We start from the raw sequence: 21415 nt of genomic DNA, 5'->3' as shown, positions 1-21415 counted from the left end.
TGATTCTACCGGGCGGTTGCTTTCGACCTCAGGCGATATCTCCCTTTTCGGGTTTCAACCTTGCCATCCAGTTCCATCAACCCCAGCTCACTTTGCACCGTACGAGTGCCCAAACCGGCGGCACGCGACACCTGCTCCAAGGACTTCCAAGCCGTTTTCGATAAAACATCAATGACTTTTACGCCGTCACTGCTCAATCCAGCAAAAAGCGAGGGCGCCGGGATTTGTCCGGTCGAGTCGCGCTGGGGCGAAACCGATACCACCCCGGAGATGCTCTTTCCTGCTGATCCCCCGACTCCGAACAAACTTTGTCCCGCCACATTCAGCGGAAACATGAGTTCCATGATTTCCGCCGCGTTCGTCACCAGGGCAGCGCCTTCCCGAATCAGTCGATGGCATCCGACGGAGGCGGTGGAACTGACCGGTCCGGGCACTGCCGCAACCTGACGTCCCTGTTCTGCCCCATGATTGGCAGTGGACATCGCCCCGGAGCGCTCCCCTGCCTCAACCACCACTACAACTTGAGACAAGGCTGAGATGATGCGGTTACGGGTCAAAAACAGGTGTTTAGCAGGTCGCTGGGAGGGCGGGGCTTCGCTGACAATTGCCCCCGTTTGTTGGATTTGAGAAAACAGTCGCGCATTCATGGCGGGATAGAGATTTCCCAGCCCACCGGCCTGCACGCTAATGGTCTTACCGCTCGAAGCGAGTGCCCCTCGATGCGCAGCAGCGTCAATCCCATACGCTCCCCCACTGATAACCCAGATGCCACGCTCTGAGAGTTCATACGCGATTTCTTGGGCTATATCGGTTCCATAGTGAGTCGCGCAACGTGCCCCCACCAGCGCCACCGCACCCTCAGACGCCAGCGCTTGCAAAGCCTGGGGATTACCCCGCACCCACAACGCCAGTGGCGCCACAGCGCCCAGACTATCGACTATCCCGGGCCAAGCCGCGTCGCCAGGCACCACCAGTGCGCCGCCGTCCCGGCTCAGCAGCTGATATTCCATCTCCAGGTTTAGCTCCCGCAGTCGCAAAGCCCAACCTTCGATTTGCGCCACCGACGCGGGCAGCTGAACCGGTTGAAACACAGTGCGAATCATCATGTCGTCAATTTCCGGCAGCTTTGCCGCCAGAAATTTCACGCGTTCCAGGGCTTCCCTCACTCCAAAATGCTCGATGACCTGACCCACGACAGGCTCTCCCGGTTGGGCAATCGCGGTCCATGCCGCACGAGCCTGGCGATCTTCTGGGCTGAGCGTCTGCACGACAGGGTCTCCACGCGACGGTAACGCCACCATTTCGTTCGAGTGTGACAGTTCTTCCGAGACCACATCCGGCGGCGACTTCGGGGCATTCAAGGGCACGTCCTCAGTTAGGCTTAACGTTTTCATAACTTCCTCCCTTTAGGGCAGACTGAATCCTTCGTTTTGGCGCCGTAGCGTCATGGCAGTTCCCAGTTCGGGCAACCCCGGAACAGTTTTTCCGCTCAAATCGGCAACGGTCCACGCCAGGCGCAAGACCCTTTGAGCTCCCCGCATGGACAGGCGCCCCTGTTCCACCACGTTGTCAACCCGCCCAATCAGCTCCCGAGTGAAACCACCTTCGGGCTGTCGCAAAAATGGTCCCGGAATTTCCCGATTCAAATCCCATCCTCGACCCTTCCACCGTTCCCGCTGCACGTCACGAGCACGTTGCACACGGGCGGCGACCACCGTGGTGGTATCAGCGGGTTTCGCTCCCGCGAGCGAGCCTCGCCCCGGAGATTCCACCTGGATTTGGATGTCCATCCGGTCCAACAGCGGTCCGCTCAATCGTTCCAGATATCGTTTGCGTGAATAGGGTGTGCAGGTACAGGTGGCACGCCGACTACCGGCGTTACCGCAGGGGCAGGGATTAGCCGCCATAATCAGTTGGAATCGAGCCGGATACTGGGCTGCACCCGCCGCCCGATGCAGCGTAATCTCCCCGTTTTCCAACGGTTCTCGGAGGGAATCCAAGACCCGCGCCCCGAACTCGGGAGCCTCGTCCAAGAACAACACTCCCCGGTGAGCCAGGGAGGCGGCGCCGGGACGCGGCACTCCCGAGCCTCCTCCCACCATCGCTGCCAGCGTCGCCGAATGATGCGGGGCTTGAAAGGGAGGCTGACAAATTAATCCGTCCAGCGGAGACAACGTTCCGGCGAGGGAATGCAAGGCGGTGACTTCTACGGACTGTTCCAGTTCCAGGGGCGGGAGGATTCCAGGCAGCCGCGATGCCAGCATGGTTTTTCCCGAGCCCGGAGTGCCAATCATCAACAGATGATGACCTCCCGCGGCCGCCACTTCCATCGCCTGACAGGCAGCGGCTTGTCCGCGAATATCCGAAAAATCCCCGCCCAGACTGCAGGCAGGAGCCGGGGTGGTGTCCCCCTCCGCTGCCTCCGCCGGTTCTTCCGGCGGGGGCAGCGGCATCATCAAGTCTCCCCCCAATAACTCGATGACTTGCCCCAGGTGATGCACCCCGACCACGTCCACCCCAGGAACCAGGGAAGCTTCAGCAAGGTTCGCTTGTGGCACCAAAATCTTTGTTTTTCCTGTATTCATGGCGCCGATGACACTGGGTAAAATACCCCGGATTCCAATCACGCGACCATCCAACCCCAGCTCTCCCAACATGATGCATTGTCCAGCTCGGCAGCGGGAAATGACCCCCATCGCAGCTAAAACGCTGACTGCCATCGCCAGGTCGTAGCCTGAGCCGGTCTTTGGCAGTGATGCCGGGGAGAGATTCAACACAATCCGCGTTCCCGGCCATTCATACAGGCAGCTGGTCACCGCAGCGCGCACCCGGTCTTTGGCCTCGCGCACCGCCGTGTCCGGCAGCCCGACCAAGCTGTAGGCGGTCATTCCATCGGAGATATGCGCCTCGACCCGCACCGGACGTGCTTGCATCCCTACCAAGCAAATCGACCAAGCAAATCCTGAACTCATTTCAACCCCTGGAGATGTTTCACCACGGGTTCACCGTGTCCGTCCCAATCCACGCTGCACAAATCTAGGCTGACCGCTCGATGGACTGGGACAATATCCCGTTGCGCCAACCATGCCCCCATAACCCGGCGCATCCGCGCCAGCTTTTTCATGGTGATGGCCTCAATAGGCAACCCGTGCCGATGATTGGAACGAGTCTTAACCTCCACGAACCCCAGAACTCCCTCGGGGCTGAGGGCGACTATGTCGACTTCCCCAGCACGACATCGCCAATTCCGATCCACAATTACATATCCCGCAGCTTTGAGCGACTCTGCAGCCACTTCTTCTCCAGCCATGCCCAGCTGACGATTGTGTAAGTTGTTCCGTGGCGGTGAGACAATTTGCCCCACTGTTCGCAGTGCGGAGTCACCGACTGTATCGTGGCATCGGGGGTTCGTCTCGGTACTGGCTTTATGACTGGTTTCAACGGTATTTGCGTAGCTCATGAACTCAGCTTTGCGCGCGCGACCGCCCTGACCAAGCCCAAACATTTTTACCTGTGGAAAACCGACTTATCCACAGCCCTATAAATGGCGAAAATCCGCCAATCAACCGGTTTTAACGAATTTATTGACGAAATCGAAGCTAGGGAATTTCGATTTCAGGCTTGGTGAGTTCCTCAACGTTGACGTCTTTGAAAGTAAGCACCCGCACGTTTTGCACGAAGCGCGAGGAGCGGTAGACGTCCCAAACCCAGGCGTCCTCCAAAGTAATCTCAAAGAATACGTCCCCGCCGGCATTATTGTGCGTGGTGACGTCTACCTTGTTCGCCAGATAAAAGCGCCGGTCGGTTTCCACCACATAGCTAAACAGGGAAATCACATCGCGATATTCTCGGTATAAATCCAGTTCCAGCCCATTTTCATAGGACTCAATATCGTCGTTGTTGACCATCACGTAACCTTTCGTATTCCTCTACCCTACCGGAGCTTCCAAGTTTTGCGATGCCAGACACTCGCACCCAATTCAGCCAGACCTGCTTTGTGAGCAGGAGTCCCGTATCCGACGTTCCGGGCCCAACCATATCCGGGGTCATGCAAGCTGCGCATGAAGGCATCCCGATACACTTTAGCCAGTACCGCGGCGGCAGCGATTACAGCTGCTTTCCCATCCCCTTTCACCAGGGTTTCCACGCTGACTTCGGGGGAACTCACCAGGTTTCCCGCCTCGGCAAACAGGTCGGGTTGCCGAGGTGAGGCGAGATAGTCGAAGTTTCCGTCCAGCAGCAGTCTCTGGGGCAGGTGTCCCCTGGCGTCCAGCTCGTTTAAAGCACGCCATCCAGCCAAACGCAACGCGGGCATAATCCCTAATTCGTCGATTTCCGTATTCGAAGCCTGACCGATAGCAAAATCCCTGACCCACGCCTGAATGGGGTCTTGCAGCGCTACCCGACGCCGGGCGGTGAGCTGCTTAGAATCGTTCAATCCGACAGGAAAGCCCTGGGGGAAATCCGGATTGTCTAGGCTGCGTTGATCCAGCACTGCCACCCCCACGCACACCGGACCTGCTAACGCGCCACGACCGACCTCGTCCATCCCGCCTATCAGCGGTAGACGTCCTTCGTGACCGTAGCTCCCGCACTGTGCCAACTCTGCCAGAGCCGCAGTCTCCCAAGATAAATCGACCACCGCGGTAGCCTCATTGCGTGGGGGGTGGCGCTTCGTCGGCTTCGGAACTGAATTCATCATTCGGGGTGGCAGGCTTGGGAATGTTATAAAAAGCGCAGCTGGGAGTGATGAATTTCATACGTTCGACCGGCCAAACGACGACGAAGGCGCGACCCACCACGTTCGATTCAGAGACAAATCCATGCGAAGGTTTGTCTTGGTGCCAGCGGGAATCAGCAGAATGAGGTCTATTGTCCCCCATGACCCACAGCGAATTTTTCGGCACGACAACAGAAAATTCTATATCTGAAGAGACTCCGGTTCGGGGGATATAGTCCTCATCAATAGCTTTGCCGTTAATGGTCATCAGACCATCCTCGTCGCAGCAAGAGACATCATCGCCAGGGATTCCAATCACGCGTTTGATCAGATAACCTTGGGAGTCTTCCGGCAGCAGACCCACGAAAATCCCGAAATTCTTCACCTTGGTCGCAATCTGGAACGGAGTACGGTCAGGAGGGCGTTTACGCAGCTGCTCCGCGGCAGTTTGGCTCCATCCTTCCACGTCTTCAAAGACCACAATATCGCCACGGTTAATGTCTCCGTGCCGGGCAGAGAATTTGTTGACCAGCACAGAATCGTTAATCATCAAGGTCTTTTCCATAGACTGCGAGGGAATGTAAAACGGCTGCAACAGGAACAGTCGTACCAGCGAGCTGATTGCCAGAGCCGTAATTACCACCGCGATAAACTCAAAATACCAGGGCAGGTCCAGAGCTAAATGTGGACGCTCTAGACCGTCGAGATTGCCCCGCACCCCCGGTGGCAAGGCATTCATGCCCCGGAATCCAGGCATCCCGGCGCCGCGTCCCGACTTGAACTCGCCGTCCTCATCATCAAGTTTGAAGTCGGTTTCGTCCTCCGCCAAGGCGCCATCTTTCCCTGAAACGTCAGGGATTTCCTCATTATCAAACATCATACCTGGAAAAGGTATAGAACCGTACGGAGGGTAAGGCATTCCCGGATACGGTTCCATCCCCAGGGGCGAGAAACCCGGCGGCATTTGCGTTGGCGGCATCCCGTTGGGGTCCATACCAGGAAATTCCGCCCCATCTGGAAATGCGGGTTGCGGGGGGTAGCCTCCCGGAAAAGCCTCCGGGGGAAAAGGCATTCCCATGCCGTCTGGCGCGTATGGCGCTCCTTCACCGGGCATTGATCCACCGGGGAAACCTTCATAGCCAGGAGGAAAAGACTCTGGCATTGTCCCAGCTCCAGCAAATTGCGGGTTCATGTTGAAGCCATCCGGAGAAGTGCCCGAGGACGGGGCGTCTCGATTGGCGTTCTCAGGCTGCTGGGGCATCGTCATAGTAAAAAAGAATAGCCTAAAAGGCTAAAGGAAACCCAAACATTTCCGGTTTGGGCTTCCTTTAGGATGAATTTTTAGGGCAGCACTCGCCTTGTCTTTCGACTGTCCGGCTGGTCTCACGAATCTCGTATTATCCCAGCGCGGCGACTGCCACAAATCATTGCAAGTTACCGCTTTTCGGCAACCTTAGCAGCCTTGCCGTGGCGATTACGCAGGTAGTACAGCTTGGCACGACGCACATCACCGCGGGTCACGACCTCAATCTTGTCGACAGTCGGGGCGTGCAGCGGGAAAGTACGTTCTACACCGGTTCCGAACGACAGCTTTCGGACAGTGAAAGTTTCGCCCACTCCACCGCCGTGGCGAGCGATAACTACGCCCTGAAAGATCTGAATACGGGAACGGTTCCCTTCGATAACCTTTACGTGAACCTTTACGGTGTCTCCCGGACGAAACTCCGGAGCATCCTCACGCATGGCGGCTTTGCCGATTTCCTCAACCAGAGGCTTCTGCATTATTTCTCCTTGACGCTCCTGCCACAGGTCAAAAACGTCTCACTGCGGGCACCTTCAGTGCCGATGGTGTTTCACTTCGCTATCGGGTCCCCCTGTGGCAGGTTGCCCGCGAAGCCGTACCATTTTGCCACAAATCAGGACAGAAACGCCACTTTTGCCCTTCCGGGACGCTACGCAGCGCTTCTCATTGTGCTGGTTTCGCATCACACGCCCTCGCGACACGTCCGACGAACGGACGTTTCTCAGGCATTGTCGCGGTCGAAAACTCGGCGCATCACCACATCCTGGTTTTGCACGTCTCCCACCGTAAATGTCCGTTTGCCGATACGCCGAAACCCATGATGCTTATAGAATTTTTGGGCACGCTTGTTATAAATCGAAGTCCCCAGGCACACCCCCGGCGCATCGCTGGTACTAGCCAAATCCTGCACCGCCACTTCCAGCAGCGCCCCGGACAATCCGGTGGAATGCAGGGCTTTGCGCACGTAGCACTTTGACAGGTAAGCGTCTCCGGCGACGATTCCCGCCTGGTCAACTTCTGACTCGTCCAGCCCCACTTTTGCGTAAGTGTATCCCACCAGTTCACCGCCCAGCTCTGCCACCCAGTAGCGGTTTTCTTGAGGTGTATTCAGACGCGCCTTAACCGCCGTGGTGTCGAACTCAACGGCTACGAACTGGGCAATTGCATCGTTGCTGAGGTATGCCGGGCACGCCAAAGGAAATGTCTCCGACCCTAAAGCGGACAACGCCAATGCTTCCTCCCGATTCGGCTGACGAATCCGCAAGGGCACCAGCAGTAAATCCGCGGTATCCTTCTGCGCACCACCGATGCCTCGCGTCTCGCACAGCCGGGACAGTCCGATAGCTTCTAAATCCTGTGGGGACACGTAAAGCCACCCTAGCGAAGCGAGCTTTTCCCGCCCTCGCTTGCTTAACAGACCGACGTCCAGACTTGCCAGCAGATCCGGACGCTGCGAGCAGGTCTTTTCAATGGCTCGTTCGCGACGCCAGGCTTCGATTGCCGCGTGGTTTCCACCTTTCAGCACCTCGGGAACAGCCAGGTCACGCCAGATTTCGGGACGCGTATAGCAGGGATATTCCAACAGCCCCGTTCCCTCATATGATTCCTCAACCAAAGATTCCGGATTGCCCACCATGCCGTCAAGGAGCCGCCCAACTGCCTCAATCAGTGCCACAGCAGCGATTTCCCCACCGTTGAGCACATAATCCCCCAAGGAATATTCAAACACTTCCAGGTCGGGATACAGTTGCGAGTCAGTGTAGTGCGAAGCGACTCGCGAGTCGATACCTTCGTAACGCCCACAAGCGATAATGACATTGTCTGCGTGCGCGGCAATCTCCCGAACTTTCGCCTGGGTCAGTGGAATTCCAGAGGGCGTGGGGATAGCCAGGATAGTTTTCGGGTTCACAAGGTCAGTCGGGCGGTTTTCCGGGTCACTTCCCGCGGACTGGTCTCGCAGCCTGTCCCGCGCCGCGTCAATGGCTTTGCCCCAAATGTCAGCACGCATTACCATGCCGGCACCCCCGCCGTACGGGGTGTCATCGACGGAACGATGCGGGTCATCAGTGAAATCGCGCAGATTGGTGACATCCCAGCTCAGCACCCCGTTCTGCGCCGCTTTGCCCAGCAGCGACAGACCGAGCACCTCAAAAAACTCGGGGAAAATCGTCAGAATCTGAAAACGCATCGTCCTCACCCTTATTCAGAAAGTCTCTCCCGGCACCTCCGGGAAACGTCAAACCGCCCTAGTGCGAGGGGAATAGCCCTCCGGGCGGATCCATGGTGACCAACCCATTGTCCAAATCGACATCGGGGACGATTTCATAAACAAAAGGCACCAGGATTTTTTCCCCGTCCGCGGTGGTGACTTCCAGCAAGTCTTGGGCAGGCGCCAGCAGCAGGTCACTGATGGTGCCGAGCGTTTCTCCTGCCAGGTTCATCGCCCGCAGCCCCACCAGTTCGTGACGGTAAAAGCCGTCGTCGTTTTCAGTAGTTTCCGGGTAGTCAGCCGCCTCCGGGTCAGCAGTGGTGTCTGGGGTGTCTCCGGCGTCGGCGCACAAGGGTGGGGCATCGGTCTCTATGTACAGTTTTGTCCCGCTGAGGGTCTCGGCGTCGTTACGGTCGGGAATTTCCTGAAAGGACACCACGAAGTGTTTACCGCTCATCCGTGCTTGGTCTACTGTCAGCGCAGCGGGACTGTTTCGGTTGGTTAACAAGACAGTGCCGGGGGCAAATCGAGAGCGCGGGTCGTCCGTGCGCAGGGCGACTCGGACTTCACCGCGGACGCCACTGGCGCGCCCGATAATTCCCACCGTGAGTTTCACCGCTGACCCCTTTCCTGTCTGATAAGTGCGTTAAAAAGTTTGACCCCTGCTATCGGCAGGGGTCAAACCAAATGACTATTTAGCGCCGATCTTGATCGATAACATCGACACGGACGCTGCCCTGGGTAGACAGTGCGGACACCACCGAACGCAGCGCTTTCGCGGTGCGACCGTTACGACCGATGACTCGACCCAAATCCGAAGGGGCAACGTGTACTTCCAGGAGCTTGCCGCGACGCAAAGACTTTTCGCTCACACGCACGACCTCTGGCTCGTCGACGATGCCGCTAACCAGGTGTTCCAAAGAATCTGCAAGCATCGACATTATTCTGCCGCTTCCTCGGTCTTTTCTTCTGCCGGAGCGTCCTCAGCCTTTTCTTCGGCAGGGGCTTCAGCAGCATCTTCCGCAGCTTCGGCTTCGGCAGCCTTCGCGGCTTCTTCAGCTTCCTTCTTTGCCTTGGCTTCGGCTTCAGCCTTCTTTGCCTTGGCCTTTTCGGCAGCGTCGTCAGCAGCCTTCACAGCTGCCTCTACGTCAGCGCCGGCATCCTTAACCTGAATCCGGTTCTCAACGACCTTGGCACCCTTAAATTGCGCCCAGTCGCCGGACAACACCAGGAAACGGTGCACCGCATCGGAGGGCTGAGCCCCTACACCCAGCCAGTACTGGATGCGTTCCGAGTTCAGTTCAATCAAAGACGGCTGCTGGTTGGGGTCGTATTTGCCGACCTCCTCGATAACACGACCGTCGCGCTTCTTGCGGCTGTCGACCACGACCACTCGATAGATGGGGTGGTGAATTTTACCAATTCGCTTCAAACGAATACGTACTGCCACTGTTGTGACTCTCCTTGTAACTCATGTCGCGAGCCTACAAAACCCCAGGTAGGGAAACACTAAAGCCTTGTTCTGCTCAAAATCCGAGGCTATGGTCACGAGAGGGCGGCAACCAAAGCCCAGTACAACGTTTCATTATGCCCGATTTATCCCGATTTACGCAATTCAATAGCCAGGTTAAATTTAGTCAAAAATGACCTGCCAATTGGGATTGCGATGCGCCTCCAAACACATCTCTACTTGTTCAGGGGTGGTCTTGCCCAGGGACATTTCCGGCAGCTCATCCAGTCCGAACCAGCCAATCTCAGTAGTTTCGAGATTTTCCGCAAAGGCTCCTCCCAACAGGCTACATTCTACGAAAAAGGTGTAAACATGAAATATACCTTTACTGGGATTATGTTTGCGCTTGTCGATTACCGCTAACAGCCTGCCGGTTTTTACCTGCATCCCGGATTCTTCATAAGCCTCCTTGATGGTGTTTTCCCGGACGCTCAAACCCTCGTCAATCCAACCTCCCGGCAGGGACCACCGCCCATCCAGACCTTCGTGTACCAGCAAAATCTTGTCTCCGTCTGCGCCGGGACGTCCCGTACCGTCACCAAAAATGACAGCCCGCGAATCTACTTTCGGTGTTCGGTAGCCGTAATCCTCCAGCAGTACTTCCCGAGCTTGTTCGGGATTGTTGCCTGTCAAGCGCGCCAAGAGTTCCGTTGCCAGTTCCCGAGTTTGGATTGCCCGGTCTCGGTCATAGTCATCATGGCCATAGAACTCTCCAGACTGACCGATGGCCTGCAGCTCCAAAATGAGGTCTACGACATCTTTATTCACGGTATCCACTCACCTTTCCTCACCATCATCAGTTTCAATACCAGCAAGTCCTATAACGGAATGACGGGAAGAATCCATTTGTTCCCCTTGGGGGCTGAATCGGGGACCGTGGTATTTCCGCGATCAACCGCACGGACCCGTTTCGCGGCATCTGTAGCGGCGTGACGTGCGTCGCCAGTCGCGGATAGCGGCAGAACGCCAAGTTTCATCATGGTCTTGACCATCGGCGGTCCCATGTGTCCGCTGACCACTGCCACAATGTCATGGTCCCGCATGAAACCCACTATTTGCGCGTGCAGACTGCCGTGAGGTCCTTGCTCATGCAAGATGTCCCAACCGACTTCAAATTCTTGCCAGGCTGTAATCTCGTCAGCGGCGTCGACGGTTGCTACCGCCATAGTTCGGGCTCTCCCCAGACCACCACCGACCCCGTCACCCATCACATTGATTGCTATATTCAGGTTTTTCTTCTCACTCATTATTTATCCGAATTTCAGTATATCTATTCCTTGGCAAAGCTAGGAGCCTGAACAGGTGGTACCCTCCAGCACCACTTTGCCTCTTTTCTCGGGTTTAATCCTATGCCAGGTCCGGTCGCGGTGCTGAACAAACCCCGAACACCAATTGCTCGGATGACTCGTGCGGTTCCCACGACTAGGATGGTCCCTATGAACAAAACCCCAACTATTTTGGCAACCTCCGGTGGATACAAAAACGGAGAACGAATCTTTACCGAGTTCAACCACCTGGTGATGTATTCTCTCGAGCTGTCCGGAACCACCCGTTCCAAACCGAAACTGGGCTACCTGGACACCGCTGCCGGCGACCAGCATTATCGCTTAGCGCAACGTTATGAAGCGGCTCGTCTAGCGGGGGTGGAACTGAACCCGCTGCAACTGTTCGTCATGCCCAACGTGGACGACATCGAAGGCTATCTCATGGAACAGGATGCGGTCTGGGTCGACGGGGGTTCGGTGGCAAACCTGCTGGCAGTGTGGCGGGTTCACGATTTAGACCAGATTTTCCGGCGAGTCTGGGAGGCCGGCGTCGTCCTGGCAGGGGTGTCTGCCGGTTCTATCTGTTGGCACCGGGGCGGCACCACGGATTCTTTCGGGTCTGAACTTCGCGCCGTCACGAACGGTCTGGGTCTGATTCCCTACGACAACGGCGTGCATTACGATGTCGAAAAGCGCCGCCGCCCCACGGTGCATCGTCTGGTCGCCGAGGGTATCTTGGGGAAAACCTATTGCACCGATAACAATGTGGGTTTGGTCTACCGCGGCACTGAACTGGCAGAAGCGGTCAGCGAAGTGCCGGGCAAGTCAGCCTGGGTCGTCACCAAAGATAACGGCGAAGTCATAGAGGAACGCCTCGAAACCCGTTTCCTGGGATAATTTCAAACTCTAGTCTTGCTGCCAGGACGCCCACAGTGAGGCATATTTACCGCCGGCTGCAACGAGTTCATCGTGCGTACCCAATTCCACGATTCTCCCGTCCATCATGACTGCCACTCGGTCGGCATCGTGGGCGGTATAAAGCCGGTGAGCGATAGCGATAACGCTGCGTCCTGCCAGCACTCGCGACAATGACTGTTCCAGAGAACGGGCTGCAGAGGGATCCATCAGGGAAGTTGCCTCGTCCAGCACCAAAGTGTGCGGGTTCAACAGCACGATTCGCGCCAGGGCGAGCTGCTGGACCTGCGCCGGATTCAGCTTGATTCCAGCGCCGCCGACTTCCGCATATAGCCCGATTTTTTCTGTTTCTGCCTGCGATTTTCCCTCCGGACCGGATGATGCGCCAGGGGTCTGGCTCCCGGTACCGCCCAGTCCGCGAACCCAGTCCACACCCACCGCGTCGAGTACCGCCCACAATTCCTCATCACTTGCGTCGGGTCGCGCCAAACGCAGGTTGGAGGCAATAGTTCCGGTAAACACGTGCTGTTCTTGCGTGACCAAAGCGACTTGCTGATGCAGCTCGCTTTCGGGCAAGTCCACCAGCCGCACTCCCCCAACTGTCACGGACCCGCTGGTGGGCGGGTGAATGCCCGCCAGCATACGCCCCAAAGTGGACTTGCCGGCACCCGATGGTCCGACAATCGCCAACGTTTCACCCCCGCGAAGTTCCAGAGACACTTCGTGCAGCACATTTTGCCCCGCGTGGTACGCGTAGCAAACGTCCCGAGCCACTATCGCGGGCGCACCGGCGGGCGCGTGGGCACTGGCTTCCCGGTCCGGCTCGACTTGTGCGACACCAAAAATTCGCGCCAGCGAAGTGTAAGCTTCCATGGAAACGTCTACCCAAAAAGTCGCCTCCCACACCGGCCCACGCACCTGATAGGCATAGAGCGCAATCGTAGAAACAGCCCCGATAGTCAAGGCGCCGCTGGGCACCAACCAGGCTCCCAGCAATACGATAACTATCAAGGGAGACAGCGTGGCGCACACAATTCCCAAGAACAACCAGGAACGCATCCAGGTACTGTAGCGCTCCTGACGCCAGATTTCGCGAATAATGACATCGAGCTGAGCAATCCGTTTCCCCGACAGCCCCAGAGCGTCCACCGTATCCGCCTGATCCAGAGTTTCCGCTACCGAACCGGACAAATCCGCCCAAGACCGGGCTGAGGACCGATAGGCGGGAACGGTCCGCGGTAAATACCACGCCATCAGCGGCCACACCCCTAGCGGTCCAATGAGCAGCACAAATGCCAATTGTGGGGAGGCCAGAAACGCCGCCACAAACGTCACCACCAACGTTGTGGTAATCATCAGAATCGCCGCGATACCCTGGCGAATCATGAATTGCAGGCGTTCAACGTCTCGCGTGGTGCGCCCCACCAAGTCCCCGGTGCCCGCACTTTCCACGGTCGACAGCGGCAGGTGAATGACAGAATCGACCAGACCATCACGCAGGTGGGCAAAAATCCGTTCGCCCATCACCCGGGCGCGATATTCTGCCAAGAACGAACATATCGCCGCCACCGCGACCACTACCAGGGCAATCACTATTTGTTGACCGACCCAGTCGCGGCTGGCTGCCCCGGCTTGAATACGATCAATGACGCGCCCCAGCAGCCACGGGAGGGTCACTCCCGCCAGGGACGACAACAGCTGCAACCCCACAACTGACCCAATTGCGCCTCGATAGTCGTGAATCAGGTCTTTGACCCCACGCACCACCCGTTTTCTGCTGGCCAAGGGCAGTTTCATGACGGCTCACCACCACTGAGCACCGAGCGGTTGATGATAGCCAGGTACGAAGCGACTGCGGGATCCCCCGACCGAGCTCTTTCCCGAAGTTCCCGGTGCGAGCCACGGACGATTTCCCGCCCCGCCTCGTCGAGCACAATGACTTCATCACAATGCTCCAGCACCAGCACTGACACCGAGACAATGACGGTGGTTTTCCCGTGCCGCGCTTGTGCCAAACGCTGAGCGACCCGCGATTCCGTGTGCGAATCGACCGCGGAAGTCGGCTCAATAGTCACCAGCACCGCCGGATCTGCAGCTACCGCGCGAGCTAAGGCGACGCGTTGGCGCTGACCACCGGACAGAGTGCGCCCTTTTTCTGCCACTGCCCCGTCCAGACCGCCATTCACAGATTCCACCACATCATCGGCATCTGCCACGTGCAGCGCTGCCAACCATCGCGAATCGTGCTCATCATCTTCGGGAAAGATGAGCGAGTCCTCCTGCCGGGTCGCGTTTTCGATGACGTCACGCCATACGAGTTCGCGCACCCCCTTTTCGCGAGGTAACGGCGAGTTGACCCCTCGCACCTGATCCCGCAAAGTTCCGGCAAAAAGCTGCGGGTCGGTGTCTGACAGTAGGATGGCGCTGCGCACGAGGTCGAGGGGGAACGTCCTCACGTCGGTTCCATCAATCAAAAGGGTCGGTTGCGCGCTGTCTTCTTGGCGTGCCAACCGCCGGGCGGTCGCCGCGCTGGTGTCCGGATTGGCGCAGACCAGGCCGGTAATCAAACCCGGCTTCACCGTCACCTCACTAACTGTGTCGGTGAGATAGGACAAGGCAAAATCCTTTTCCTGCCACTGCGCTGGCGATGAGGCAGTTTGGGGCGATGTATCTCCGGAAACATCCACCAAATCCTCGCTCACCAGGGAGGCAACGCCTTGAATTCGCGCGAGTTTGCGAACCCCGACCCAAGCTCTGGTGAATTCTTCCAACGACCGGGTGGCGACCACGATGGGGTTGCGCAAAAATTGTGAGAACCCAAAGAAAGCAACCAAACTGCCTACTGACAGTTCATTGTGAAAGTACAGAATCGCCCCGATACCCACCACCAGAGCGGTAAACAGCATGGGTATGACCGAACGCAACACGCCCAGCAACGCCGCGGGCAGGGCAACCCGAATCCCCGCGTCACGCACCCGAGACGATTGTTTCTGGTAGTGACTTCCGAACACGTCCTCACCGCCGATGCCGCGCAGGACCCGCAGCCCCGCCACCGCATCAGCCGAGATTTCCGTCAGTTTGCCCTGCTCATCGCGGTTCTCGGTTTGTCGCCGCTGCAGCGGTTTGCTCAACAGTCCTATCAGCAGCGATACGATGGGTAACCCGATTAGTACCATCCAAGCCAGCGGCGGTGAAGTGCGAAACATAATGACCAGAATCATGACGGCAGAGAGAATAGCGCCCACCATTTCGGGGAACCACAGTGCCGCACGGCCAATCCGGTCCACATCTGTCAGCATCGAAGTGACTACATCACCAGATTCCAGTTCCCGGTTCACAGCGCGCCCATCTAGGGCTAACTTTCGACCGGCTACCCGCGCGGGAGTCGCCACCGCGGTCATCTGGACTGCAATCTCCGTGAGCTGTCCCGCCATTTGGGTCACCGCCACGCCCAGGATAACCAGGCCGAGAACCACCAACCGAGTCCAGATTTCCCTGGTCAAGCCATGTTCTAGACCTGTATCCAGCACCTTTCCCAGTGCCCAAGGCACACTGACCGACAGCGCATAGTTCAGTCCTGCCACCAGGGAACCAAGCGTGAGCACGCCGAACATAGAACCAACGAGTTTGCGGGCATAGCGGTGAGGATTAGCGGGGTAAACGTCAGGTTCGCCCTGGGGGCTGCCCAGCGGCCAGCGCCATGTGCGAGGGGTTCTCAGCAAGGGCGGCAACGCGACGTGTTCTTCGGCAGCACGACGCTGCAAAATAACGCGTGCGCGGGCAGTATCTTCCATTTACGCAGTCTCTTCGGTGCCGCTGCCAGGGTACGTAATTGAGCTCAGGGCATCGAGAATTTTGGGGAAATCCTGGTGCAAGGTGGTCCAGGCAATGCTGGCGTCTAATTCGTCTACAGTTTGCATCAACCGGTATCGCAGCTCGCAGAGGATTGCCCACGGGATTTCCGGGTTGACTTCCTTTACATCGGAATGAATTTTTGCTGCCGATTCCACCAGTACCGAGATAGAGTGATACGCCGCGAAACGTGACTGCACCCCCGCCGGGGTCTTGGCAAAATACGCCTTTGGGTCACCGGTGGCGATGCCCATGCCTACGTCCAAAGTCCGAGACATGTCATCCACACGCCACCGGGCAGCCGAGACATCGTAAGGGAAGAAAGACTTGTGGAATCCCCACTTTTGAAAATAGGGATATTCTTCAATCTCACGAGGCGAAAAAACATTCCCGGACCGGTATAAATCCACCAGTAAAGGCTCGAACTTAGTTTTTTCATCAAGCCGCGTAACTTCGCGAGGAACTCGGTCGACCTTGGCATTGCCCAATCCGGTATCAATAGACAGGTAGACCGTGGTGCTCAGCTCGTTCTCGAGTTCATTTTGCAAGCCAACCAAATCCAGCATTCCTAGGGGATTCGTGGTGCTAACCAAGAAATCAATCGGGGTAAACGCATCATCTTGACCGGTAGAGACAGGTCCAAACAAGAAAATCTCATCATAGCCGTGCCGCGAAAAAATCCCGCGCACCACATGGCGTTTCATGCCCATCAGGGTGTGTGCCGGGACGCTTACCGCTTTAGCCAAAGCGGTTTCCTCGGCTTCAGAAATACGCCGCTTATGGTTTTCAAAAGCGCTGATATGGGATTGTGGAACTCCGGACATGCCTGCCAGCTCCGCCTGAGTCAAGCCCAGCACGTTGCGGCGCAGCCGCAAAAAAGCGCCGGGTCGGAAATCGCGTAGCGCCATAAATTTCTGTTCCATGCGATAATTATACTCCTGAGGTGTATATAAGGGAATAGTTTTGTTAGCGGAAAAACACCGCTAACGTGTGCCCTCGAGAAATCAGAGATAACGTGCCAGGAAATCGCGGGTTCGTTCCCGTTGCGGATGTTGGAACAGCTGTTCCGGAGCGCCTTGTTCCGCGATGACACCGTCAGCCATGAACACCACGTTCTTGCTGACAGTACGGGCAAACGCCATCTCATGCGTCACCACCAGCATCGTCATGCCTTCCTGAGCCAGCTGTTTCATCACCGCAATGACTTCGCCGACCATTTCCGGATCCAGAGCTGAAGTCGGTTCGTCAAACAACAGCACCTCCGGATCCATCGCCAGGGCACGAGAAATCGCCACCCGCTGCTTTTGCCCACCGGACAACTGCCGCGGTTTCGCGTTTAAGAACGGACTCATCCCGACTTTATCCAGGTAGTGCAACGCTTTTTCTCGCGACTCCTCCCGAGAACGACCCAAGACTTTCATCTGACCAATCATGCAGTTCTTAAGCACCGTCATGTTGTTGAACAGGTTGAAAGATTGAAACACCATCCCCACTTTGGATCGATACTTCGCCTTTTTCATGGAATGGTCGAGGATGTCCGTCCCGTGGTACAGAATCTCGCCCGAAGTGGGAGTTTCCAACAAGTTGATGCAGCGCAGCAAAGTCGATTTCCCAGAACCTGACGCTCCGATAATGGATGCCACGTCACCAGGACGCACCGAAAAATTAATATCTTTGAGCACCTCGTGAGTGCCAAAAGACTTCGAGAGGTGGCGTACCGTGATGATTTCGTCACTGGTGTTGTCAGCCGTGTTCACTTCGCTCATGAGTGCTGTCCTCCCTCGGTACCTGCTGGTTTACCTGTCGCTGGTTTCTTGGCAGGCTTGACTTTTCGTGCCTGACGTTTGGCAGGGTCACGGAAAGTGTAGTTTCCAGCAGCCATCACCAGCTGATCTTCGTTCATTAACTCGTAATCGCGCTGTTCCTGTCCCTCCGCACCGGGCAAGAGTTCGTAGGCATCGTCTCCGTCAATCTTCTTTTCCAGCTTTCGCAACAGGAAGGAGGACAGCAGAGTCAACGTCAAATATCCCACCATCTCGATAGTAGCGGAAGGGAAGTACTTGAAAACAGCACCCGACACCATCTTGTGCACCGAGAAAAACTCCGAGAAACCGATGATAAACATGACCGAAGTGTCTTTGATGTTGATGATGAAATTGTTGCCGATTTGTGGCAGCAAATTCCGCAACGCCTGGGGCAAGATGACATAGAGCATGGTCTGGAAGTGAGTCATGCCTATCGCCCTGGCTCCCTCGGTCTGTCCCGGATCCACGCTGATGATGCCACCGCGCACGGATTCGGCGATGTAAGCACCGGTATTAATGGAAACAACAAAAATCGAGACGCCCCACATGGATTGGAACTGCAGCGCATTATTCGTAAAGTAGGGCAGACCGTAGTAAATGAATACCGCCTGCAAAATCATCGGGGTACCCCGGAATACTTCCACATAGACGCGGATGATTCCCCGAATAATCGCCAAAACAACTCGCTTGTGCAAGGGATCGGTAGAAGGGTGGGGAATAGTATTCAAGATTCCGCAGGCAAACCCAATCACGCAGCCCAGTAAGGTGGCGATAATCGCCAGCAGTACCGTGTTGACGATACCCGTCAAGTACACGCCACCGTACTTATTCAGCAGGGTTACTATGTCCTGCCACAGTGTCCACAGCATTTTCTCTCCTGACGTGTTTCAGTACCGCGGGGAATTAATCCTCTTGGGGCTGAATCTTCACCGCGTCTGCCATCAGGGCATCGAAGTCTTTAGCAGTCTTGCCCGACAGAGCTTTGTTGATGGCATTCTTTAGGGCAGTGTTGCCTTTTTTGACGGAGATACCGATGTTAACGTCCTCATCCGAAACTTGGAAGTCATCACCGTCATCAGGGAAGTCCAGAATCTTCATATCCGGGTATGCCTGAACAGCACCCTGACCGGTGGGCATATCAGTGACCACATAATCGACCTTGCCGGTTTCCAAAGCCACCAGCATCGCAGGCGCAGATTCTGCGGGGGCTTGCCGCTTGGCATCTTTAATTTGGGGAATCAAGGTGTCGTACCAGACAGTGCCAGTTTGGCTGGTGGTCCGACCTCCCGCGAGGTCAGCTAAACCTTTCGCGTTGGCAAACTTGGAATTCGCTTTGGTCAGCACGACGATGCGGGCGTACAGGTACGGTCCGGCAAAGTCCACAGTTTCTTCGCGCTCTTTAGTCATGGACTGACCCGCAATCGCGGCGTCGATTTCACCGGATTGCACCGCTGGAATCAGGGAATCCCACTCCAGCTGTTTAATTTCGAGTTTCCAGCCGTTGGCGTCTGCAATCTGTTTGGCAGTCATCACGTCGTAGCCATTAGCGTACAAAGCGGAATCTTTGATGGGCACCGCATCGTTGGATTTATCGGGTTGTGCCCAGTTATAGGGAGCGTAAGCAGCTTCCATACCGACGGTGAATACTCCGTCTTCCAAACCGGGAATTGCGGTGTCTCCACCAGATGCAGCTGGGGAACCAGCTCCACAGGCGGCGAGGGAAAAGGCCGCAGCTAACAGTGCTGCACCACTCAGTATCTTGTTCATCATTAGTCCTTTCAATCGTTGCAAACAACTTTCGAAAGCTCGAACATGACACCAAAAATGGGGTCATGCTCCATGACCCCATACTTTTGCGCGTATGCGTCATGACAGCTCTCCGCGATAGCGACAGTCGAACGGATATTTTCCGTTCGCCCGGATGCAAATCTTTGGGAAAGATCCGCATCCTCGGCAACCTCCCCTTTCGCTTCCGGGCATCCCTAAAGGATTTCCCCGCCCTGTCGGAAGTTAATGATGTTGGTTGCGCCTCCGTCATGCTTTATCGCTCTCCAGTCTAAAGCTCCGGAGCGAAAGGTGCAAAAAAAGTTAGTAAAATTCGAAGTTCCGCTACCGTTAGCGTCTCTCTCAGGCTCGATTGAGCGGTTCGGCGTCCTCGGCCGATGCACAAGTTCGGTGCGACCGGTCGCCGGTAGGTTACTGCCGGGTGATGTTGACTTTATCTGTTGAACACCTTTCGGTGATAATTGACACGTGAACGCTTCCCTGATTCTTTCCACTCTCGCCCAAGCATTGGTGCTCTTTGCAGTCACTAACATCGACCACTTGATACTGCTGACTTTATGGTTTGTCCACGGTCATCAGCGCCCCGGCACAACGTTGCGTACCTGCGCAGGTCAATACCTCGGTTTCAGCGCTATTTTGGCAGCCACCGTGATCCTGAATCTGATATCCGGTTTCGTCATTCCCGAAGCTCAGTTGCATCTGTTGGGTCTGATACCGCTGATTCTGGGAGTTAAAGCTGGCATTGGGGAAATTTTGGAACGCCGGGAGTCGAACGATTCCAGGGACGCACAGTCAGCCGAATCAAAGCTGGAAGGCAAACCTGTCAGTGTTGGCGCGGTCGCCCTGGTCACCATCGCGAACGGAGGCGACGAAATCGGTGTTTATCTGCCGGTTTTTGCCTTGTCGGCCTGGTGGCAAGTCGCTATGTTCTGCGCGGTGTTTCTGGTGCTGGCTGGTGCGCTGTTGGCTCTGGCGTGGTTCATTACCGGACGTTTAGGGCTCGCGGAGGTTCTGGAACGATTCGAGGCGGTGCTCTTTCCGAGTGTGCTTATCCTGCTCGGGGTGCTCATCCTCGCCGGATGGCTCTAGGCGGCACATGTTTATCCGTCCAGCTTTGTGTCCCCAGCGCAAACCACTTCCAGCACCTCTTTTATCCACAGAGCTGAGGAAGCAAATGTTTCTGCCGCTGGACAATGCCATAAAAATTGAAAAGGTGCAAACGAATCGATGGCGCCAACTGATAGTGGAATCGTGTGACAGCTTGATTCCATCATACGTGGCGCGGCTCGGCAAGCGTCAGTGGCGGATGTTCAGCGCGATACGCGTTTACGGGGGCATCCGGATCGGGGTAACCCATCGCTAGCCCGGTGATTAGCCCATAGTCTTTGGGGATATAAAATTCCTTGTCAACTGGCTTTCGCCAGGTTGCGAGGGTTCCAATCGCGACGGTGCCGAGCCCCCGATTTGCAGCTGCCAGCATGAGGGTAGACAGCATCAGCCCGGTATCTTGAGCAGAAAAGGGCAGTAGCGCACGATGTACGAACACGTAGATTCCCACCGGGGCCTGGAACATTTCGAGGTTTTGGCGCAGCTGCTGGACTCTGCCGGTTTCGTCCCCGCGTTCAATCCCCAGGTGTGTATAGTAGCGTTTTCCGTTCGCTACCTGACGTTTTCGCAGTTCAGGAGGGTATTTGCCCCAGGTTTTAAAGTCGGCTTGGGGCAATTTTCCCTCCCTTAACGCTCGCAGGTAAGCACCGAGTCTACCGCGCAGCATTCCTGAACCAGTTTCCGCATGACTGGCATAGTCAGCACGGATGCGTTCCAAACGCTCCCCCGTAGCTACCGCCAACACGTATCCGCGCGTATTGGACCAGGAGGCACAGTGGCGGGCGTCATCCAAAACGGCTTGTAAAACCTCAGGCTCGACGGGCTTATCAAGATAAGCCCGCACACTGTAGCGAGCTTGCAGCAGCTCAGAAAATTCCACGTTTGGTAGTCTATCCAGAAAACTACACCAATCTCTATAGATAAGGCTTGCCTAAGTATATTTT

Annotated in this window: 22 protein-coding genes and 1 riboswitch; of the genes, 2 read left to right on the top strand and 20 right to left on the bottom strand. The window is 56.3% G+C overall.

Annotation, left to right across the window (positions count from 1 at the left end):
• Nucleotides 1-5 precede the first annotated feature (5 nt).
• The 13 genes from dprA to HMPREF0573_RS06440 form a co-directional block, all read right to left on the bottom strand.
• Entirely contained in the window at nt 6-1394 is a 1389-nt protein-coding gene (dprA, locus tag HMPREF0573_RS06500) for a DNA-processing protein DprA (protein WP_013189311.1), read from the bottom strand.
• A gap of 12 nt (nt 1395-1406) precedes the next feature.
• Nucleotides 1407-2972: a YifB family Mg chelatase-like AAA ATPase gene (locus HMPREF0573_RS06495; RefSeq protein ID WP_041798017.1), complete on the bottom strand. Its 1566-nt coding sequence runs from the start codon at nt 2970-2972 to the stop codon at nt 1407-1409.
• Nucleotides 2969-3460, bottom strand: a complete 492-nt coding sequence (locus tag HMPREF0573_RS06490) for a YraN family protein (RefSeq protein WP_236589646.1) — start codon at nt 3458-3460, stop codon at nt 2969-2971. The genes HMPREF0573_RS06495 and HMPREF0573_RS06490 overlap by 4 nt, the downstream gene beginning before the upstream one ends.
• A 139-nt stretch (nt 3461-3599) precedes the next feature.
• Nucleotides 3600-3908 carry a DUF2469 domain-containing protein gene (locus HMPREF0573_RS06485; protein WP_004007137.1) on the bottom strand — a complete coding sequence of 103 codons (309 nt, stop codon included), beginning with the start codon at nt 3906-3908 and terminating at the stop codon, nt 3600-3602.
• Nucleotides 3909-3934: 26 nt separating this feature from the next.
• Entirely contained in the window at nt 3935-4642 is a 708-nt protein-coding gene (locus HMPREF0573_RS06480) for a ribonuclease HII (RefSeq protein ID WP_013189309.1), read from the bottom strand.
• A 10-nt stretch (nt 4643-4652) separates the two neighbouring features.
• On the bottom strand, nt 4653-5987 hold the full coding sequence (gene lepB, locus HMPREF0573_RS06475; RefSeq protein ID WP_013189308.1) for a signal peptidase I: 1335 nt from the start codon (nt 5985-5987) through the stop codon (nt 4653-4655).
• Nucleotides 5988-6154: 167 nt separating this feature from the next.
• Nucleotides 6155-6502, bottom strand: a complete 348-nt coding sequence (gene rplS / locus HMPREF0573_RS06470) for a 50S ribosomal protein L19 (protein WP_013189307.1) — start codon at nt 6500-6502, stop codon at nt 6155-6157.
• A 242-nt stretch (nt 6503-6744) separates the two neighbouring features.
• Nucleotides 6745-8211, bottom strand: a complete 1467-nt coding sequence (gene trmD, locus HMPREF0573_RS06465; protein WP_013189306.1) for a tRNA (guanosine(37)-N1)-methyltransferase TrmD — start codon at nt 8209-8211, stop codon at nt 6745-6747.
• Between the two features lie 58 nt (nt 8212-8269).
• Nucleotides 8270-8848 carry a ribosome maturation factor RimM gene (locus tag HMPREF0573_RS06460; protein ID WP_013189305.1) on the bottom strand — a complete coding sequence of 193 codons (579 nt, stop codon included), beginning with the start codon at nt 8846-8848 and terminating at the stop codon, nt 8270-8272.
• 79 nt (nt 8849-8927) lie between these two features.
• Nucleotides 8928-9167, bottom strand: a complete 240-nt coding sequence (locus HMPREF0573_RS06455) for an RNA-binding protein (RefSeq protein ID WP_041798156.1) — start codon at nt 9165-9167, stop codon at nt 8928-8930.
• Between the two features lie 5 nt (nt 9168-9172).
• On the bottom strand, nt 9173-9682 hold the full coding sequence (gene rpsP, locus HMPREF0573_RS06450) for a 30S ribosomal protein S16 (protein WP_004007144.1): 510 nt from the start codon (nt 9680-9682) through the stop codon (nt 9173-9175).
• Between the two features lie 183 nt (nt 9683-9865).
• Nucleotides 9866-10519, bottom strand: a complete 654-nt coding sequence (locus HMPREF0573_RS06445) for an NUDIX hydrolase (protein ID WP_013189302.1) — start codon at nt 10517-10519, stop codon at nt 9866-9868.
• Between the two features lie 41 nt (nt 10520-10560).
• Nucleotides 10561-10989, bottom strand: a complete 429-nt coding sequence (locus tag HMPREF0573_RS06440; RefSeq protein ID WP_013189301.1) for a NifB/NifX family molybdenum-iron cluster-binding protein — start codon at nt 10987-10989, stop codon at nt 10561-10563.
• 189 nt (nt 10990-11178) lie between these two features.
• Here HMPREF0573_RS06440 and HMPREF0573_RS06435 point away from each other — a divergent pair, with 189 nt between their 5' ends.
• The gene (locus HMPREF0573_RS06435) at nt 11179-11904 is read left to right on the top strand and encodes a Type 1 glutamine amidotransferase-like domain-containing protein (RefSeq protein ID WP_236589648.1); all 726 of its coding nucleotides are present in this window, start codon (nt 11179-11181) and stop codon (nt 11902-11904) included.
• 9 nt (nt 11905-11913) lie between these two features.
• Here HMPREF0573_RS06435 and HMPREF0573_RS06430 read toward each other — a convergent pair whose 3' ends face one another.
• From HMPREF0573_RS06430 to HMPREF0573_RS06405, 6 genes are all read right to left on the bottom strand, one after another.
• Nucleotides 11914-13719, bottom strand: a complete 1806-nt coding sequence (locus HMPREF0573_RS06430; RefSeq protein ID WP_013189299.1) for an ABC transporter ATP-binding protein — start codon at nt 13717-13719, stop codon at nt 11914-11916.
• A complete protein-coding gene (locus HMPREF0573_RS06425; RefSeq protein WP_013189298.1) occupies nt 13716-15716 on the bottom strand; it encodes an ABC transporter transmembrane domain-containing protein in 2001 nt (666 codons plus the stop codon). Before HMPREF0573_RS06425 ends, HMPREF0573_RS06430 begins: the two co-directional genes overlap by 4 nt.
• Nucleotides 15717-16697, bottom strand: a complete 981-nt coding sequence (locus tag HMPREF0573_RS06420) for a helix-turn-helix domain-containing protein (protein ID WP_004007150.1) — start codon at nt 16695-16697, stop codon at nt 15717-15719. It lies immediately after the preceding gene.
• Between the two features lie 81 nt (nt 16698-16778).
• Nucleotides 16779-17540, bottom strand: a complete 762-nt coding sequence (locus HMPREF0573_RS06415; protein WP_013189297.1) for an amino acid ABC transporter ATP-binding protein — start codon at nt 17538-17540, stop codon at nt 16779-16781.
• Entirely contained in the window at nt 17537-18448 is a 912-nt protein-coding gene (locus tag HMPREF0573_RS06410) for an amino acid ABC transporter permease (protein ID WP_013189296.1), read from the bottom strand. Before HMPREF0573_RS06410 ends, HMPREF0573_RS06415 begins: the two co-directional genes overlap by 4 nt.
• A gap of 34 nt (nt 18449-18482) precedes the next feature.
• Nucleotides 18483-19349 carry a transporter substrate-binding domain-containing protein gene (locus HMPREF0573_RS06405; RefSeq protein WP_013189295.1) on the bottom strand — a complete coding sequence of 289 codons (867 nt, stop codon included), beginning with the start codon at nt 19347-19349 and terminating at the stop codon, nt 18483-18485.
• 94 nt (nt 19350-19443) lie between these two features.
• Nucleotides 19444-19621, bottom strand: a riboswitch (Lysine riboswitch).
• Nucleotides 19622-19832: 211 nt separating this feature from the next.
• On the opposite strand from HMPREF0573_RS06405, the gene HMPREF0573_RS06400 reads away from it, so the two are divergent.
• Nucleotides 19833-20453, top strand: a complete 621-nt coding sequence (locus HMPREF0573_RS06400; RefSeq protein WP_013189293.1) for a cadmium resistance transporter — start codon at nt 19833-19835, stop codon at nt 20451-20453.
• Between the two features lie 181 nt (nt 20454-20634).
• On the opposite strand, the gene HMPREF0573_RS06395 is transcribed toward HMPREF0573_RS06400, so the two are convergent.
• A complete protein-coding gene (locus tag HMPREF0573_RS06395; RefSeq protein ID WP_013189292.1) occupies nt 20635-21351 on the bottom strand; it encodes a nitroreductase in 717 nt (238 codons plus the stop codon).
• Nucleotides 21352-21415: the final 64 nt, after the last annotated feature.

It is taken from the genome of Mobiluncus curtisii ATCC 43063 (genome assembly GCF_000196535.1).
Lineage (GTDB): Bacteria > Actinomycetota > Actinomycetes > Actinomycetales > Actinomycetaceae > Mobiluncus > Mobiluncus curtisii.
Note: the sequence above shows the minus strand (reverse complement) of the source record. Positions and strands in the feature narration are given on the sequence as shown.